The following is a 16,696-nucleotide window of genomic DNA, read 5'->3' as shown; positions in this document are numbered from 1 at the left end:
CCCCATGCACACCCGCGAACAATCCCCCCGCCAGCGCTGGATGGCCGTGCTGGCGCGCGCCAGCGCCGCCGAGCTGGCGCCTTTCGAGAGCGCCCTGCGCGACTGCGCCTACCAGCTGATCCGCCCGGCGGAAATCGGCATGACCCTGGTACGCGGCCGCATGGGCGGCACCGGCGCGCCGTTCAACCTCGGCGAGATGAGCGTCACCCGCTGCGTGGTGCGCCTGGCCGACGGCAGCACCGGCTACAGCTACCGCGCCGGGCGCGACAAGCGCCAGGCCGAACTCGCCGCGCTGGCCGACGCCCATCTGCAGGGCGCCCGGCAGAGCCGCTGGCTCGCCGAGCTGATCGAACCCCTGGCCGCCGCGCAGGCCCGTCGCGCCGCGCACAAGGCTGCCGAAACCGCCACTACCCGCGTGGAGTTCTTCACGCTGCTGCGAGGAGAAGACTGATGTATCGCGCCCCATCCGAATTGCTGCAGGCCGCTTTCGACGACCCGGTGCTGGACGCCCAGCAGAGCTTTCGCGCCGCACTCAAGGCGCTGGCCGAACCCGGCACGCGCCAGCCACTGGCCGTGGTCGCCGCCGTCGACCATCTGCAGGCCGCCACCTACGCGCTGTGCCTGAGCCTGCTGGATAACGACACGCCGCTGTGGCTGGCGCCGGCCTTCGACACCCCGGCGATCCGCGCCAACCTGGCCTTCCATTGCGGCTGCCCGGTGGTCGAAGCGCGCGAGGAGGCGATGTTCGCCCTGCTCGACGCCGCCGCACTGGACGACCTGTCCGGCTTCTACAACGGCAGCGAGCGCTACCCGGACCAGTCCTGCACGCTGCTGGTCCAGCTCGATCGGCTCGACCGCGGCCCGGCGCTGAGCTGGCAGGGCCCGGGCATCGACGGCAACCGGCTGGTCGGCCTGCCACTGAAGCCGGCGTTCTGGCAGCAGCGCGCCGCGCGCAGCGACTTCCCGCGCGGGCTGGATGCGCTGTTCTGCGCCGACGGCGAGGTGCTCGGCCTGCCGCGCAGCACGCGCATCGGCGACTCGCTCGCGGAGGTGGCCTGATGTACGTCGCGGTCAAGGGTGGCGAACAGGCCATCGACAACGCCCACGCGCTGCTGGCGAAGAAGCGCCGCGGCGATACCGGCGTCGCCGAACTGGGCGTCGAGCAGATCCGCCAGCAGCTGCCGCTGGCCGTGGCACGGGTGATGAGCGAAGGCTCGCTGTACGACGAGGAACTCGCCGCGCTGGCGATCAAGCAGGCCGCCGGTGATCTGGTCGAGGCGATCTTCCTCTTGCGCGCCTACCGCACCACGCTGCCGCGCTTCGCCGAAAGCCTGCCGCTGGACACCGGCGCCATGCAGCTCAGCCGGCGCATCTCGGCGACCTTCAAGGACGTGCCCGGCGGCCAGCTGCTCGGCCCGACCTTCGACTACACCCACCGTCTGCTGGACTTCGCCCTGCTCGCCGAAGGCGAGCATCCCGGGCCGCGGGTGGATGCCAGCGCCAGCCTGGACAGCTGCCCCCGCGTGCTCGGACTGCTCGGCGAGGAAGGCCTGATGACGCCGGAAATCGACCGCGGCGAGCCGGTGCCGGACCTCACCCGCGAGCCGCTGGAGCTGCCTTGCAGCCGCGCCGAACGCCTGCAGGCACTGGCCCGCGGTGACGAGGGCTTCCTTCTGGCGCTGGGCTATTCGACCCAGCGCGGCTACGGCCGCAACCACCCGTTCGCCGGCGAGATCCGCATCGGCACCGCCGAGGTCTGGATCGAGCCGCAGGAGCTGGGCTTCCCGGTCTGCCTCGGCGAGATCGAGCTGACCGAGTGCGAGATGGTCAACCAGTTCGTCGGCGAGAGCGCCGCACAAGCGCAGTTCACCTGCGGCTACGGCCTGGCCTTCGGCTATGCCGAGCGCAAGGCGATGGGCATGGCGCTGGTCGACCGCGCGCTGCGTGCCGGCGAATACGGCGAGGAGATGCAAGGCCCGGCGCAGCAGGAGGAATTCGTCCTGATGCACTGCGACAACGTCGAGGCCGCCGGTTTCGTCTCGCACCTGAAATTGCCGCACTACGTCGACTTCCAGTCCGAGCTGGAGCTGATCCGCAAGCTGCGCCAGCCGCAGGCCGAGCCGGCCGCAGCCAGCGAACCCGCCAAGGAGAAGCGCGCATGAATGCCCACGCCATTCCCGCCAGCGAGGCGGGCTACAACTTCGCCTACCTCGACGAGCAGACCAAGCGCATGATCCGCCGCGCGCTGCTCAAGGCCGTGGCCATTCCCGGCTACCAGGTGCCCTTCGGCGGCCGCGAGATGCCGCTGCCCTACGGCTGGGGCACCGGCGGCATGCAGCTGACCGCGGCCATTCTCGGCGCCGGCGACGTGCTCAAGGTGATCGACCAGGGCGCCGACGACACCACCAACGCGGTGTCGATCCGCCGCTTCTTCGCCCGCACCGCCGGGGTCGCCACCACCGAGCGCACGCCCGCGGCGACGGTGATCCAGACCCGCCACCGCATCCCGGAAACCCCGCTCGCCGCCGGGCAGATCATGGTTTATCAGGTGCCGATCCCCGAGCCGCTGCGCTTCATCGAACCCAGCGAGCAGGAGACACGGACGATGCACGCCCTGGGCGACTACGGCGTGATGCACGTGAAGCTCTACGAGGACATCGCCACCTTCGGCCACATCGCCACCAGCTACGCCTACCCGGTGACGGTGGACGGGCGCTACGTGATGGACCCCTCGCCGATTCCCAAATTCGACAACCCCAAGCTGGACCGCAGCCCGGCGCTGATGCTGTTCGGCGCCGGCCGCGAGAAGCGCCTCTACGCCGTGCCGCCGTACACCCGCGTGGTCAGCCTGGATTTCGAGGATCACCCGTTCCAGATCCAGCAGTGGGAGCAGTGCTGCGCCATCTGTGGCAGCGGCGATTCCTACCTCGACGAGTTGATCGTCGACGACGCCGGAAGCAAGCAGTTCGTCTGCTCGGATACCGACTATTGCGCGCAGCGCGCCCAGCAACAGGAGAGCCGCCCATGAGCGCCGCCGAACAACTGCTGCACGCCGCGAGCACCGGCACCGAGCCGCTGTTCGCGGTGCGCGACCTGACCCGTCTGTACGGCCCGGACAAGGGCTGCCAGGGCGTGTCCTTCGAGCTCTACCCCGGCGAAGTGCTGGGCATCGTCGGCGAGTCCGGCTCGGGCAAGTCCACCCTGCTCTCGCTGCTCTGCGGCCGCTGTCCGCCGGACCGCGGCACGGTGCTCTACCGCGACGGCATAGGCGACTGGCTCGACCTCTACGCCGCCAGCGAGGCCGAGCGGCGCACGCTGCTGCGCACGGAGTGGGGCTTCGTCGAGCAGAACCCACGCGACGGCCTGCGCATGGGCGTTTCCGCCGGCGCCAACATCGGCGAGCGGCTGATGGCCCAGGGCGTACGCCATTACGGCCAGCTGCGCGCCGCCGGGCTGGACTGGCTGCAACAGGTGGAGATCGACCCGGCGCGCATCGACGACCTGCCGCGGACCTTCTCCGGCGGCATGCAGCAGCGCCTGCAGATTGCCCGCAACCTGGTTTCCAGTCCGAAGCTGGTGTTCATGGACGAACCCACCGGCGGCCTCGACGTATCGGTGCAGGCACGCCTGCTCGACCTCTTGCGCGGGCTGGTGCGCGAACTGGACTTGGCGGTGGTGATCGTGACCCACGACCTCGCGGTGGCGCGCCTGTTGGCCGACCGGCTGATGGTGATGCGCCGCTCGCGGGTGGTGGAGTCGGGCCTGACCGACCAGATTCTCGACGACCCGCAGCATCCCTATACGCAGCTGCTGGTGTCCTCGGTGCTGCAGCCATGAGCGCCATCGTCCGCCCCATCGCCGGCAAGCCGGCTCCTACACCAGCGCGCCGCCCCAGCCGCGCCTGTAGGAGCCAGCTTGCTCGCGATCCGCTGCCCCGCGGTGCCGCAACCATGAATGCTATCGCCCGCCCCATCGCCGGCAAGCCGGCTCCTATGGCAACGCGTCGCCCCGATCGCACCTGTAGGAGCGAGCTCGCTCGCGATCCGCTGCCTCTCGGTACCGCAGCCATGAACGCCCGCGCACGCCCCATCGCCGGCAAGCCGGCTCCTACACCAGCGTGCCGCCCCAGCCGCGCCTGTAGGAGCGAGCTCGCTCGCGATCCGGCCACTTCCCTCCCTCGAGGAGTGCACGCATGAATACCCTGATCGAGGTCCGTGACCTCAGCAAGACCTTCACCCTGCACCAGCAGCACGGCGTCAGCCTGCAGGTGCTGTGCGGGCTGGACTTCGCCGTCGCTGCCAGCGAATGCCTGGTGCTGCACGGCCAGTCCGGTGCCGGCAAGTCGACCCTGCTGCGCACGCTGTACGGCAACTACCTGCCGGCCGGCGGCAGCATCCGCATCCGCCACGCCGGCGACTGGCTGGAGCTGGTCGGCGCCGAGCCGCGCCAGGTGCTCGCCGTGCGCCGGCAGACGCTGGGCTACGTCAGCCAGTTCCTGCGCGTGATTCCGCGGGTGCCGACCCTGGAGGTGGTGATGGAACCGGCGCTGGCCCGCGGCTGGAGCCGTGCCGATGCCGAGGCGCGGGCCAAGGCGCTGCTGACCCGGCTGAACATTCCCGAGCGGCTCTGGCAACTGGCCCCCGGCACCTTCTCCGGCGGCGAGCAGCAGCGGGTCAACCTGGCGCGCGGCTTCATGGTCAGCTGGCCGGTGATGCTGCTCGACGAGCCCACCGCCTCGCTGGACGAAGCCAACGCCGGCGTGGTGCTGGAACTGATCGACGAAGCCAAGGCCGCCGGCAGCGCGCTGATCGGCATCTTCCATGACCGCGCGATCCGCGAGGCGGTCGCCGACCGTTACCTGGACATGACGCAGGAGGACCTGGCCCATGCCAACTGAACAGATACTCAGCAATGCCCGGCTGGTGCTGGCCGATACGCTGATCCACGGCAGCCTGCTGATCCGCGACGGCCAAATCGCCGACATCAGCGAAGGTGCCAGCGGCCTGCCGCAGGCCCAGGACCTGGGCGGCGACCTGCTGCTGCCGGGGCTGGTGGAACTGCACACCGACAACCTGGAAAAGCACATGAGCCCGCGCCCCGGGGTCGACTGGCCGTCCGCCTCGGCGGTGCTGACCCACGATGCGCAGATCGTCGCCGCCGGCATCACCACGGTGTTCGATGCGCTGTCGATCGGCGACATCAACCCCAAGGGCAAGCGCATGCAGCAGCTCGGGGTGATGCTCGAGGCCATCGCCGAGGCCGAAGCGGCCGGGCAGACCCGCGCCGAACACCGCCTGCACCTGCGCTGCGAAGTCAGCCACCCGCAGTGCCTGGCGCTGTTCCGCGAGCTGGTCGAGCAGCCGCTGGTGCAACTGGTCTCGGTGATGGACCACGCGCCCGGCCAGCGCCAGTTCGCGCGCATGGAGAAGTACCGCGAGTACTACATGGGCAAGTACCACCTGAGCCCGGCGGAGATGGACAGTTTCGTCAGCGAGCAGCTGGCCAACTCCGCGCGGCACAGCGACCAGCAGCGCGCCGCCATCGTCGACATCTGCCGCAGCCGCGAGCTGGCGCTGGCCAGCCACGACGACGCGACGCTCGACCACGTCGCCGAATCGGCCGGCTACGGCATGGCCATCGCCGAGTTCCCGACCACCTTCGAGGCCGCCGAGGCCAGCCACGCGCATGGCCTTAAGGTGCTGATGGGTGCACCGAACATCGTTCGCGGCGGCTCGCACTCGGGCAACATCGCCGCCGCCGACCTGGCGCAGCGCGGCGTGCTGGACATCCTCTCCAGCGACTACTACCCGGCGAGCCTGTTGCAGGCCGCGCTGGGCCTGGCCGAGCAGGACAACGATTACGATCTGCCGCGTGCCGTCGCCACCATCAGCCTGGCGCCGGCACGCGCCGCCGGCCTCGACGATCGCGGCGAGATCCGCGTTGGCCTGCGCGCCGACCTGGTCCAGGCCCGGGTGCGTCACGCTCAACCGGTGATCCAGCAGGTCTGGCGCCAGGGACGGCGGGTGTTCTGATGCAGCGGACCGAAAAAGCATCGCCACAAAAGCGGGGGGTACACCACTGGCCCCGTGGGAAGCGCGCCCCCGCGGCGGTTGCAGGCCTGCCAGCAAAACCGACAGCAGCACAACGAGTCGAGCCACCCGCACCAGCCAGCCCCGGCCGGCTCTATACTGCCTGCCCAGCGCAGGCTTTCGACAATCGGGAGTAACCCCATGCAAGGCCGCTTGATCTACCTGATCGGGCCCTCCGGCGCGGGCAAGGACAGCCTGCTCGACGCCGCCCGTGCGCCGCTCGCCGAGCGCGGTGTGCGCATTGCCCGGCGGGTCATCACCCGTTCGGCCGAGGCAGTCGGCGAAGCCGCGCAGTCGGTCAGCGAGGCCGAGTTCGAACGCCTGGAAGCGCAGCACGCCTTCGCTCTCAGCTGGCGCGCCAATGGCCTGGCCTATGGCATTCCGGCGCAGATCGACGACTGGCTGGCCGCCGGCGAGCACGTGCTGGTCAACGGCTCGCGGGGCTATCTGCCAGAGGCGCGGCGGCGCTACCCGGACCTGCTCGCCGTGCTGCTGTCCGTCGAGCAGGACGTGCTGCGCGAGCGCCTGCTGACACGCGGCCGGGAAAGCCCGGAGCAAATCGAGGCGCGCCTGGCGCGCAACGCGCTGTTCGCCGGCGAACTGGACGACTATATCCGCCTGGACAACTCCGCCTCCCTGGCACAGAGCGTCCAGCATCTGCTGGAACTGCTGGACGAGCACCTGCGATGCAACTGACCCTGCTCGGCACTGGCGACGCCGCCCAGGTCCCGGTGTACAACTGCGCGTGCCCGGCCTGTCGCGCCGCCCAGGCCGACCCGCACCGGCGCCGTCGCGCCTGCTCGGCACTGGTGGAATGCGGCGGCCAGCGCTGGCTGCTCGACAGCGGCCTGCCGGACCTCTGCGAGCGCTTCGCGCCGGGCAGCTTCAACGGCATCCTGCAGACGCACTACCATGCCGATCACGCCCAGGGCCTGCTGCAACTGCGCTGGGGCCGCGGGCTGCGCATCCCGGTGCTCGGCCCGGATGATCCCGAAGGCCTCGCCGATCTCTACAAGCACCCGGGCATCCTCGACTTCAGCGAGCCGTTCGCCGCCTTCGAGCAGCGCCCGCTCGGCACGCTGCGGGTCACCGCGCTGCCGCTGACCCATTCCCGGCCCACCTTCGGCTACCTGCTGGAAGGCCATGGGCGCTGCATGGCCTACCTCACCGACACGGTCGGCCTGCCGGACAGCACGCGGGAGTTTCTCCAGGACACCGCGCTGGACGTACTGGTGCTCGATTGCTCGACACCGCCGCGCGAGACGCCGCCGCGCAATCACAACGACCTGACCCGCGCGCTGCAGAGCATCGCCGAACTGCAACCGGCCCAGGCGCTGCTGACCCACGTCGGCCACGAGCTGGATGCCTGGTTCATGCAGCAGCCACGGGAACTGCCGGACAACGTGCGCCTGGCGCGAGACGGAATGACGCTTTAATCGTAGGGTGGACAACGCGAAGCTTGTCCACCGAAGCACCGCGCGCGACGAGGCATCGAGCAAGATCCGCCACGACGCGTGGAAAACGCTTCGCGGTTTTCCACCCTACCGATTCGTTGCCTTGCCACGTAGGGTGGACAACGCGAAGCTTGTCCACCGCAGGCACTCGTGCCCGGCGAGACACGAGCAAGATCCGCCATGACGCGTGGAAAACGCTTCGCGGTTTTCCACCCTACCGATTCGTTGCCTTGCCACGTAGGGTGGACAACGCGAAGCTTGTCCACCGCAGGCACTCGTGCCCGGCGAGACACGAGCAAGATCCGCCATGACGCGTGGAAAACGCTTCGCGGTTTTCCACCCTACCGATTCGTTGCCTTGCCACCGTAGGGTGGACAACGCGCAGCTTGTCCACCGCAGGCGCCCGTGCCCGGCGAAAATCTTGGGCAAGGACAAAACAAGACGCCGGCTCAGCGGCCCGGCTGTGGGCGGAAGCCCGGGACGCTGGCTGGACGTTCGATGCGTGCGGCCGGCAGCGTGCAATTGAGGTCGCGAAACGGGCGGCCGTCGAGCCGTTCCCAGCCGGGGCCCGGGGAAGTCTGGCGGCAGATGATGGTGCCGTCGAGCTTGCTCTGCCACTGGTAATAGGGCGCCGGCGCGGCGCTGGCCAGCAGGGGCAGGAACAGGCTGAGGGCAAACAGGCAAATACGCATGGCGAACTTCGACAGGACGATGCCGCCACTGTAGCGCTTCGCCTGCCGTGCGCAAGCGCCGTCCGGCCGCTCAGTACCAGACCTTCGCCGCCTCGCGCATGAAGATTTCCACCGTCTTCGGCCCGACGCCCTCGAATTCGGCCAGGCGCTTTTCCAAATCCTTGCGGTTCTCGCTGAGTTCGTGGATGCGCCCGAGCTTGCCGCCGTATTCGCCGTTGAGCTTTCCGCAGAGCTTGAGCAGCCGCTCGGCGGTGGACTCGTCGTAGCGCACGTAATGACCCTCGCCGAGCATGTCCACCACTTGCTGCCAGCTACAGTTGCCGAGTTTGCGCGGGGTATCGCGCTTGTGCTTGTCGACGATGACCCGATAGGCCTCGGCGGCGATGTCCTGCTGGATGCGTTTGCCGAACAGGAAGCTGGCGAGAAACCATTTGAACAGTTCGCCCTCGCCCTGGCCGATTTCGATACCCAGATCTTTCGCACTGATTTCCGCACTCATGGCGCACCTCCGTCGCGGGTTCAGGCCATTCGAATGCCGGCGCGGCTCAAGGTTCGCCGCGACCGCCGGCGAACGTGAGCGAATTCCCGCCGATGGTGGCGCGGCCATGAGCGGATTCTTGCCGATCATTGCCCGAGGCTCACCAGGGAGGCCGCGTCACAGAGCCTCCACGGCGACTGGCACGGCTCCTGCTACACGCTTTGCGCTCGATGCGATTCCAACGACAACAAGAGCTGCCAGCGATTCCTCTTTCCGGGACGCACTCCCGGCACCATCGCCTCTGCGCTTGTTCGTTCGGCCACCGCTTTCACGCCGTGGGCAATCGTCTATCGTCAAAGCTGCGTCAACCAATAAAAACGAACGGAGATCCATCCATGAGACTGACCAAACGCTTGGGCCTGCTCGCTGCCGCTGCAGCCTTCACCGCCAGCACCACGGCCGTCGCCGCACCGACCTTCATCAACATCCTTACCGGCGGTACCAGCGGCGTGTACTACCCGATCGGCGTGGCCCTGTCGCAGCAGTACAACAAGATCGAGGACGCCAGGACTTCGGTGCAGGCGACCAAGGCGTCGGTGGAAAACCTCAACCTGCTGCAGGCCGGCCGTGGCGAACTGGCCTTCTCCCTGGGCGACTCGGTCGATGATGCCTGGAACGGCGTCGAGGATGCCGGCTTCAAGGCGCCACTCAAGCGCCTGCGCGCCATCGCCGGCACCTACAACAACTACATCCAGATCGTCGCCAGCCAGGAATCGGGCATCAAGACGCTGGAAGACCTCAAGGGCAAGCGCATCTCCGTCGGCGCGCCGAAGTCCGGTACCGAGCTCAACGCCCGCGCGATCTTCGAGGCCGCCGGCCTGACCTACAAGGACATGGGCCGCGTCGAATTCCTGCCCTATGCCGAATCGGTCGAGCTGATCAAGAACCGCCAGCTGGACGCCACCCTGCAATCCTCGGGTCTGGGCATGGCCGCCATTCGCGACCTGGCCAGCACCATGCCGGTGAACTTCGTCGAAATCCCCGCCGCGGTGGTGGAGAAGATCGAAAGCGACGCCTACCTGCCGGGCGTGATTCCGGCTGGCACCTACGACGGCCAGGACGCCGACGTGCCGACCGTGGCCATCACCAACATCCTGGTCACCCACGACAAGGTCTCCGATGAGGTCGCCTACCAGATGACCAAGCTGATGTTCGAAAACCTCGGCGCGCTCGCCAACGCGCATTCGGCAGCCAAGGACATCAAGCTGGAAAACGCCACCCAGAACCTGCCGATCCCGCTGCACCCGGGTGCCGAGCGCTATTACAAGGAAGTGGGCGCCCTCAAGTAGCCGCAAGCTGCAAGCCACAAGCTGCCAGTAAAGCGGCGGGTGGCTTGCAGCGACTTGCGGAGCTTGAAAACAACGCCATGTTCCAGATGTCAGCCACGGGCGCCGAATCCCTCACTGACAGCCTGAAACTTGCAGCTTGAAGCTTGAAGCTGCTTTTTCCAGAGAGTGATTCCCATGAGCGAAACCCAAGGACTGCACGCCAGTCCCAGCGAATGGCCGAGGGCGCTGTTCTACGTCGCCCTGCTGTTTTCCATCTATCAGATCATCACCGCCGCCTTCCATCCGGTGACCAGCCAGGTGCTGCGCGCCGGCCACGTCGGCTTCCTGCTGCTGCTGGTGTTCCTCTGCTACCCGGCGCGCGGCAACGCCAAGCCGTTCCAGCCGCTGGCCTGGCTGCTGGGCCTGGCCGGCTTCGCGACATTCATCTACCAGTGGTATTTCGAAGCCGACCTGATCCAGCGCTCGGGCGACATGACCACCGCCGACATGGTGGTCGGCCTGACGCTGATCGTGCTGGTGTTCGAAGCGGCGCGGCGGGTGATGGGCATCGCGCTGCCGATCATCTGCGGGCTGTTCCTGGCCTACGGCCTGCTGGGCGAATACCTGCCCGGTGACCTGGCGCATCGCGGCTATTACCTGGATCAGATCGTCAATCAGCTCGCGTTCGGCACCGAAGGCCTGTACGGCACACCGACCTACGTCTCGGCCACCTACATCTTCCTGTTCATCCTGTTCGGCGCCTTCCTCGAGCAGGCCGGGATGATCAAGCTGTTCACCGATTTCGCCCTCGGCCTGTTCGGCCACAAGCTCGGCGGGCCGGCCAAGGTCTCGGTGGTGTCCTCGGCGCTGATGGGCACCATCACCGGTTCCGGCGTGGCCAACGTGGTCACCACCGGCCAGTTCACCATCCCGCTGATGAAGCGCTTCGGCTACCGCCCGGCATTCGCCGGTGGCGTGGAAGCCACCGCCAGCATGGGCAGCCAGATCATGCCGCCGGTCATGGGCGCGGTGGCCTTCATCATGGCCGAGACCATCAACGTACCCTACGTCGAAGTGGCCAAGGCCGCCCTGATCCCGGCGCTGCTGTACTTCGGCTCGGTGTTCTGGATGGTGCATCTGGAAGCCAAGCGCGCCAACCTGCACGGCCTGCCGAAAGAGGAATGCCCGAGCGCCTGGGCATCGGTGAAGGAACGCTGGTATCTGCTGATCCCGCTGCTGGTGCTGGTCTGGCTGCTGTTCTCCGGGCGCACGCCGATGTTCGCCGGCACCATCGGCCTGGCCCTGACGGCCATCGTCATCCTCGGCTCGGCGATTATCCTCAAGGTCTCCAGCTTCGGCCTGCGCATCGCCTTCTGGATCGCGCTGGGCCTGCTCTGCGCCGGCTTCTTCCAGCTCGGCATCGGCGTGATCTTCGGCGTCATCGCCGCGCTGGTGGCGGCGTGCTGGTTCGTCAAGGGTGGCCGCGACACGCTGACCATCTGCTTGCATGCGCTGGTGGAAGGCGCGCGCCACGCGGTGCCGGTGGGGATCGCCTGCGCACTGGTCGGCGTGATCATCGGCGTGGTGTCGCTGACTGGCGTGGCCTCGACCTTCGCCGGCTACATCCTGGCGGTGGGCGAGAACAACCTGTTCCTCTCGCTGATCCTGACCATGCTGACCTGTCTGGTGCTGGGCATGGGCATCCCGACCATTCCCAACTACATCATCACCAGCTCCATCGCCGCACCGGCGCTGCTCGACCTGGGCGTGCCGCTGATCGTCTCGCACATGTTCGTCTTCTACTTCGGCATCATGGCCGACCTCACCCCGCCGGTGGCCCTGGCCTGCTTCGCCGCCGCGCCGATCGCCAAGGAGCGCGGGCTGAAGATCAGCATGTGGGCGATCCGTATCGCCATCGCCGGCTTCGTGGTGCCGTTCATGGCGGTGTACAACCCGGCATTGATGATGCAGGGCGGTGACTGGGGCGCGACGCTGTACATGCTGTTCAAGGCGGCCTTCGCCATCGGCCTGTGGGGCGCGGTGTTTACCGGCTACCTGCAGCGCAGCATGGCCTGGTGGGAGAAGGCACTGGCCTTCGCCGCGGGCGCCGCGATGGTGCTGTCGATCCCGATCAGCGATGAAATCGGCTTCGGCCTGGGTGCGTTGTTCCTTATCCAGCACGTCTGGCGCGCCCGGCGTGCCGAGCCGGCGGCGGCGTGATCGGTCTCTGTCTGGGGCTGGCCGGCGTGGTATGGGCCGAAGTGCCCACGCCGGCCTTCACCCTGGCGTGGAACCACACCATCGAGAAGATTCGCTGGGAGGAGGATTACCGCGTGACGCCGGCCGGGTTGCTGCTCGGCGAGGCGCGGGTCAAGGGTTCTGGCGCCGGGATGGAAATCCCGGATGACGCCGAACTGCGCGACGGGGCCTGGCACTACCAGCGCCGGATGCCCGCGTTGCCGCTCCTGCGGCTGGGGCGAACCCCCGAGGCGGGGGATTACCAACTGTGTTTCGAGCAGCGTTGCCACGCGCTGAGCGAATGGCTCGGCCCGCCACGCGCGGACCGGCCGGCGCTGGAGGCCTGGGGTTGCGCCTTGGATGAGGGTGGCTCCACCGGCGGCTGAAGGGTTGGCCGGAGGCTGGGAAGGGGGACGCGATCGTGAGGCTGCGTCCCTTTTTCTTGGTGCGGGGTGGCGTATCGAGGCGGTTGATACCTATCCGGCAAGCGGCACGCTGATGAAAGCTTCAGTTTCATTAAGCGATTAGCGAGGTGCTTGAAGGATTGGTTTCGCCCTGCTGGGCGAGTCAACGCTCCAACCCCAGCAACACCGCTTCCCGCTCATCCGCCGGCCGTCCGGCCAGCGCCTCCACCTGCGCATGAAAGCGCCGCCAATCCCCGCCACTGCGCTCGAACAGCGCCGCGAACGCCGCGACCCAGCGGTCGTACAAGCCAAACGGCAGCAGCGAGGCATTGTTCAGCGGCTGGGCGAACCAGCGGTCGAAGCGCCGGTCGCCGCCCCAGTGCGCGTCCCGCAATAGCCGGTACTGCTGGCGCAGGCGCATGAACTCGGCCTGCTTCAGCGCCCGCAGCTCGGCCTCCGGGCGCCCCGAGGCGTACAGCTCGGCCAGCCGCTCACGGGTCTGCAGCAGCAATTCCACCAGTTGCCGATAACGCGCCCGGCCCTGCTCGTCCGGCTCCGGCAGGCCGCGGCTGGCGCGCCACTGGCGCAGGCCCTCGCGCTCGATGAAGCTGGCGTAGGACTCGTTGAAGGCCGTGTCGCCGGGCAGGTACAGCCGCTGATGCGCCAGCTCGTGGAAGATCAGCGCCGCCAGTTGCTCGTCGTTGCGCCGCAGCATGGAGCTGAGCAGCGGGTCGCTGAACCAGCCGAGGGTGGAATAGGCCTCCACCCCCGCGACGTGGGTATCCAGCCCGCGCAACTGCAGGCGTGCCGCTTCGCCGCGCGCCGCGCCCGGGCGGTAGTAGCCGCGGTAGGCCACGCAACCGGCGATCGGGAAGCAATGCTCGAGCGGCGCCACCGAGAATTCCTCGGTGGCGAACAGATTCCACACCACGTAGGGCCGCTGGATATCGGCATACGACCGGTAGCTGCCGTTGTCCGGCAACGCCAATTGCCGGCTGGCGAACGCGCGCGCCTCCAGCACGCCGGCCAGGCGCTGGCGCAGGGCGGGGTTCTGCGCCGGGTCGGCGATGATCGTCTCGATCGGCTGGCGTTGGCGCAGCAGGTCCAGTTGCCCGACGGCCAGTTGGCCGTAATAGCTGCTGCAGCCAATCAGACCAACGGCCAGCAGCACGGGAACCCAGCGCAGGATGCGACGGTCGATCAAGGCGGCGTTGGTATTCGGCATCGGGAAACCGGGTTGCGGGTCGGGACTGGCGCCGGAGGGACGCGCCTAGCGCACCCTACAAAGGCCGCGCACTGCAGGCAATCCCGCGCGGCCGTCATCTGTTCTGAATCCCTCGCCGGGGCCGCTGGTGCCCGGCCGGAGCTTGTCGATGCGCGGTTTCGTCCTTGTGCTGTTGCTATCCAGTCTCACCGGCTGTTCGCTGTGGCTGCCCCAACCCGACCCGGAGCAGGCCTGGGTCGAACTCAGCGCGCACGGCGAAAGCCGGCTGCAGGCGCTGGCGGTGGACGGCCGGGCGCTGGACGACGACCGCTATTTCCAGGTCATGCCCGGCAGCCGCCGGCTGGAAATGCGCTACCGCTTCCAGGTCGACGGCGACGACATCGGCCCGGGCAGCGCGCCGCTGCCGCGCGACTGCAAGCTGACCCTCGAATACGACCGCTTCGCCGCCGGTTCGCGCTATCGCCTGGTCGCCGGCGGCTACGGCTTCCGCCCCTGGGCCAAGCTCTACGACCAGCACCAGTACGTGCTGGCCCGCGCCCAGGAGCAGGGCTGCGGCGACCTCGCCGGGCGTTGAGCGCCCGTTGAAAAGCCGCGCCATCTGGCGCAGGCTCGGTGGTACGCGGCGAGGCCGAAGCGCCTCGCCCACAACCGCCGGAGGGTTTTTCCATGCGCCTGTTTCCCGTCCTGCCGCTCGTCCTGGTGTTGGCCGGCTGCGCCAGCCCGCTGCCGCCGCACGATCCGAACATGGCCTGGGTCGACATGACGGCGCAGCCCAGCGACATCTTCATGTCCGAGCGCCTCGACCGCAAACGCACCCCCGACGGCCGCTATTTCCTGGTGCCGCCGGGTGCCCATGAACTCGAGGCGCGTTACGAATTCGAAGTCAGTGGCGGCGCCTTCGGCCTGTTCGGCGAAACCCATACCATGCGCTGTACCCTGGTGATCCGCTACGACGATTTCCAGGCCGGCCAGCGCTACCTGTTCCAGGCCCGCTCGCTGGGCTTCACCCCGCAGGGCTGGTTGCGCGACGAACAGCGCAACGAGCTGGCCAGGGCCGAGGCCGAACACTGCCGCTGAACAGCCCGCCCCGCTGGCCGCTGCACCGCACCCCGTTTCCAGCATGAGGTAACCGATGTCCCGCATTGCACAGACCCGTTTTTCCGTACTCGACCTGGCACCGATCCGCGACGACGGCACGCCGGCGCAGGCGCTGCACAACGCCCTGGCCCTGGCCCGCCACGTCGAGGCGCTCGGCTTCGAGCGCCTCTGGGTCGCCGAGCACCACAACATGGACGGTATCGCCAGTGCCGCCACCGCCGTGCTGATCGGCTACCTGGCCGCCCACACCGAACGCATCCGCCTCGGCGCCGGCGGCGTAATGCTGCCCAACCATGCGCCGCTGGTGATCGCCGAGCAGTTCGGCACGCTGGACGCGCTGTATCCCGGGCGTATCGACCTGGGCCTCGGCCGCGCGCCGGGCGCCGATCAATTCACCGCCCACGCGCTGCGCCGCGACCGCATGGGCAGCGCCGACGATTTTCCACAGGATGTCGAGGAGCTGGAAATGCTGCTCGGTCCGCGCCAGCCGAACCAGCGGGTGATCGCCATGCCCGGGGTCGGCAGCCAGGTGCCGATCTGGCTGCTCGGCTCGAGCCTGTTCAGCTCCCAGTTGGCGGCGGCCAAGGGCCTGCCCTACGCCTTCGCCTCGCACTTCGCGCCGCGCTACATGCACCAGGCGATCAAGCTCTACCGCGACAACTTCCAGCCCTCGGCGGTGCTCGACGAGCCCTACGTGATGCTCGGCGTGCCGCTGGTCGCCGCCGACAGCGACGAGCAGGCCGAATACCTGGCCACCAGCGTCTACCAGCGCATCCTCTCGCTGATCCGCGGCCAGAGCCTGGTGCTGCGCCCGCCGGTGCAGAGCATGCAGGGCCTGTGGTTGCCGCACGAGCAGCAGGCGGTGGGCGATTTCCTCGGCCTGGCGCTGATCGGCGGGCCGCAGAAGGTCCGGGCGCGCCTCGACGTGCTGCTGGAACAGACCTGCGCCGACGAGCTGATCTTCACCTGCGACCTCTACGAAACCGCCGACCGCCACCGCGCCTTCGAGATACTCGCCGGGCTGCGCCAGGGCTGAAGGCCCGGTGCCGGGGGGCTGGTGGGCTGAAGCGGAACGCCGCCCGGCCCACCCTCCGCCATGCGGCCGGTCCCGGTAGGGTGGGCTTCAGCCCACCACCAGCTCCCGCATGAAGCCCGGCATCGAAGGGCGGCGTCAGCTGTCCTTGAGGCGGAAGCCGATCTTCACGGTGACCTGGAAGTGCGCGACCTGGCCATCGGCGACATGCCCACGGATCTCGCCCACTTCGAACCACTCGATGTTCTGCAGGGTCTTGCTGGCTTCGGCGATGGCGTTGCGGATGGCTTCGTCGATGCTGTTGCGCGACGAGCCGACGATCTCGATCTTCTTGTAGGTGTGGTGATCCGACATGAATGTCTCCTCTGGTCCATCGGGCTCCGCCCGCATGAAAGCGTCCTGCCTGAATTGAGGCCAGCAGAGCCTGGCGAAGTTCAGCCGATCACGGCGGCGATCCAGGCTTCGGCGTAGGGTGGATAACGCGAAGCTTATCCACCGTTGCGGCCTGTCGATCCGGCTGGTATTGGCATACGCATGGGCAGGAGCCGCATCGTGCTTGTGTAGAGCCGGCTTGCCGGCGATCGGCGCTGTGCGGCGCAGTGGTTCGCCGGCAAGCGGGCTACTACAACGGTGCACAAAGGGAGTCCGCATTCATGC

Annotated in this window: 19 protein-coding genes; 15 read left to right on the top strand and 4 right to left on the bottom strand. The window is 68.2% G+C overall.

All coding sequences use genetic code 11. From position 1 onward, the window contains the following. Positions 1–4: 4 nt before the first annotated feature. The 9 genes from phnG to phnP all read left to right on the top strand — a co-directional run bounded on the left by phnG (position 5) and on the right by phnP (position 7,525). On the top strand, positions 5–451 hold the full coding sequence (gene phnG / locus IN820_RS08110) for a phosphonate C-P lyase system protein PhnG (protein WP_193680493.1): 447 nt from the start codon (positions 5–7) through the stop codon (positions 449–451). Further along, positions 451–1,059, top strand: coding sequence for a phosphonate C-P lyase system protein PhnH (phnH, locus tag IN820_RS08105; RefSeq protein ID WP_193680492.1), 609 nt, complete (start codon positions 451–453; stop codon positions 1,057–1,059). The genes phnG and phnH overlap by 1 nt, the downstream gene beginning before the upstream one ends. Continuing rightward, on the top strand, positions 1,059–2,162 hold the full coding sequence (locus tag IN820_RS08100; RefSeq protein WP_193680491.1) for a carbon-phosphorus lyase complex subunit PhnI: 1,104 nt from the start codon (positions 1,059–1,061) through the stop codon (positions 2,160–2,162). Before phnH ends, IN820_RS08100 begins: the two co-directional genes overlap by 1 nt. After that, positions 2,159–3,028 (top strand): alpha-D-ribose 1-methylphosphonate 5-phosphate C-P-lyase PhnJ, encoded by an 870-nt coding sequence (locus IN820_RS08095; protein WP_193680490.1) that lies wholly within the window; start codon positions 2,159–2,161, stop codon positions 3,026–3,028. The genes IN820_RS08100 and IN820_RS08095 overlap by 4 nt, the downstream gene beginning before the upstream one ends. Then, a complete protein-coding gene (gene phnK / locus IN820_RS08090) occupies positions 3,025–3,837 on the top strand; it encodes a phosphonate C-P lyase system protein PhnK (protein ID WP_193680489.1) in 813 nt (270 codons plus the stop codon). Before IN820_RS08095 ends, phnK begins: the two co-directional genes overlap by 4 nt. Positions 3,838–4,192: 355 nt before the next feature. Further along, on the top strand, positions 4,193–4,897 hold the full coding sequence (gene phnL / locus IN820_RS08085) for a phosphonate C-P lyase system protein PhnL (protein WP_193680488.1): 705 nt from the start codon (positions 4,193–4,195) through the stop codon (positions 4,895–4,897). Then, positions 4,887–6,032: an alpha-D-ribose 1-methylphosphonate 5-triphosphate diphosphatase gene (locus IN820_RS08080; protein WP_193680487.1), complete on the top strand. Its 1,146-nt coding sequence runs from the start codon at positions 4,887–4,889 to the stop codon at positions 6,030–6,032. Before phnL ends, IN820_RS08080 begins: the two co-directional genes overlap by 11 nt. Before the next feature lie 198 nt (positions 6,033–6,230). Next, positions 6,231–6,785, top strand: a complete 555-nt coding sequence (phnN, locus tag IN820_RS08075; RefSeq protein ID WP_193680486.1) for a phosphonate metabolism protein/1,5-bisphosphokinase (PRPP-forming) PhnN — start codon at positions 6,231–6,233, stop codon at positions 6,783–6,785. After that, entirely contained in the window at positions 6,776–7,525 is a 750-nt protein-coding gene (gene phnP / locus IN820_RS08070; RefSeq protein WP_193680485.1) for a phosphonate metabolism protein PhnP, read from the top strand. Before phnN ends, phnP begins: the two co-directional genes overlap by 10 nt. A gap of 467 nt (positions 7,526–7,992) precedes the next feature. Here phnP and IN820_RS08065 read toward each other — a convergent pair whose 3' ends face one another. Next, complete coding sequence (locus tag IN820_RS08065) at positions 7,993–8,235, bottom strand: hypothetical protein (protein ID WP_193680484.1); 243 nt, start codon at positions 8,233–8,235, stop codon at positions 7,993–7,995. Positions 8,236–8,305: 70 nt separating this feature from the next. Further along, complete coding sequence (locus tag IN820_RS08060; RefSeq protein WP_193680483.1) at positions 8,306–8,734, bottom strand: DNA methylase; 429 nt, start codon at positions 8,732–8,734, stop codon at positions 8,306–8,308. Between the two features lie 374 nt (positions 8,735–9,108). Here IN820_RS08060 and IN820_RS08055 point away from each other — a divergent pair, with 374 nt between their 5' ends. The 3 genes from IN820_RS08055 to IN820_RS08045 all read left to right on the top strand — a co-directional run bounded on the left by IN820_RS08055 (position 9,109) and on the right by IN820_RS08045 (position 12,665). Continuing rightward, entirely contained in the window at positions 9,109–10,062 is a 954-nt protein-coding gene (locus tag IN820_RS08055; RefSeq protein WP_193680482.1) for a TAXI family TRAP transporter solute-binding subunit, read from the top strand. Between the two features lie 174 nt (positions 10,063–10,236). Next, entirely contained in the window at positions 10,237–12,261 is a 2,025-nt protein-coding gene (locus IN820_RS08050) for a TRAP transporter permease (RefSeq protein WP_193680481.1), read from the top strand. Further along, entirely contained in the window at positions 12,258–12,665 is a 408-nt protein-coding gene (locus tag IN820_RS08045; RefSeq protein WP_193680480.1) for a DUF1850 domain-containing protein, read from the top strand. The genes IN820_RS08050 and IN820_RS08045 overlap by 4 nt, the downstream gene beginning before the upstream one ends. A 181-nt stretch (positions 12,666–12,846) precedes the next feature. Here the strand turns inward: IN820_RS08045 and IN820_RS08040 are convergent, their stop codons facing one another. Next, positions 12,847–13,908, bottom strand: coding sequence for an aminopeptidase (locus IN820_RS08040; RefSeq protein ID WP_193680479.1), 1,062 nt, complete (start codon positions 13,906–13,908; stop codon positions 12,847–12,849). A 148-nt stretch (positions 13,909–14,056) separates the two neighbouring features. Here IN820_RS08040 and IN820_RS08035 point away from each other — a divergent pair, with 148 nt between their 5' ends. From IN820_RS08035 to IN820_RS08025, 3 genes are all read left to right on the top strand, one after another. After that, positions 14,057–14,482 (top strand): PA0061/PA0062 family lipoprotein, encoded by a 426-nt coding sequence (locus IN820_RS08035; protein WP_193680478.1) that lies wholly within the window; start codon positions 14,057–14,059, stop codon positions 14,480–14,482. Between the two features lie 92 nt (positions 14,483–14,574). Next, positions 14,575–14,985, top strand: a complete 411-nt coding sequence (locus IN820_RS08030) for a PA0061/PA0062 family lipoprotein (protein ID WP_193680477.1) — start codon at positions 14,575–14,577, stop codon at positions 14,983–14,985. Positions 14,986–15,040: 55 nt separating this feature from the next. Continuing rightward, positions 15,041–16,042 carry an LLM class flavin-dependent oxidoreductase gene (locus IN820_RS08025; protein WP_193680476.1) on the top strand — a complete coding sequence of 334 codons (1,002 nt, stop codon included), beginning with the start codon at positions 15,041–15,043 and terminating at the stop codon, positions 16,040–16,042. Between the two features lie 135 nt (positions 16,043–16,177). Here the strand turns inward: IN820_RS08025 and IN820_RS08020 are convergent, their stop codons facing one another. Next, positions 16,178–16,393, bottom strand: a complete 216-nt coding sequence (locus tag IN820_RS08020) for a dodecin (RefSeq protein ID WP_193680475.1) — start codon at positions 16,391–16,393, stop codon at positions 16,178–16,180. Positions 16,394–16,696: the final 303 nt, after the last annotated feature.

Source organism: Pseudomonas lopnurensis, assembly GCF_015070855.1.
GTDB classification, from domain to species: Bacteria; Pseudomonadota; Gammaproteobacteria; order Pseudomonadales; family Pseudomonadaceae; genus Stutzerimonas; species Stutzerimonas lopnurensis.
Note: the sequence above shows the minus strand (reverse complement) of the source record. Positions and strands in the feature narration are given on the sequence as shown.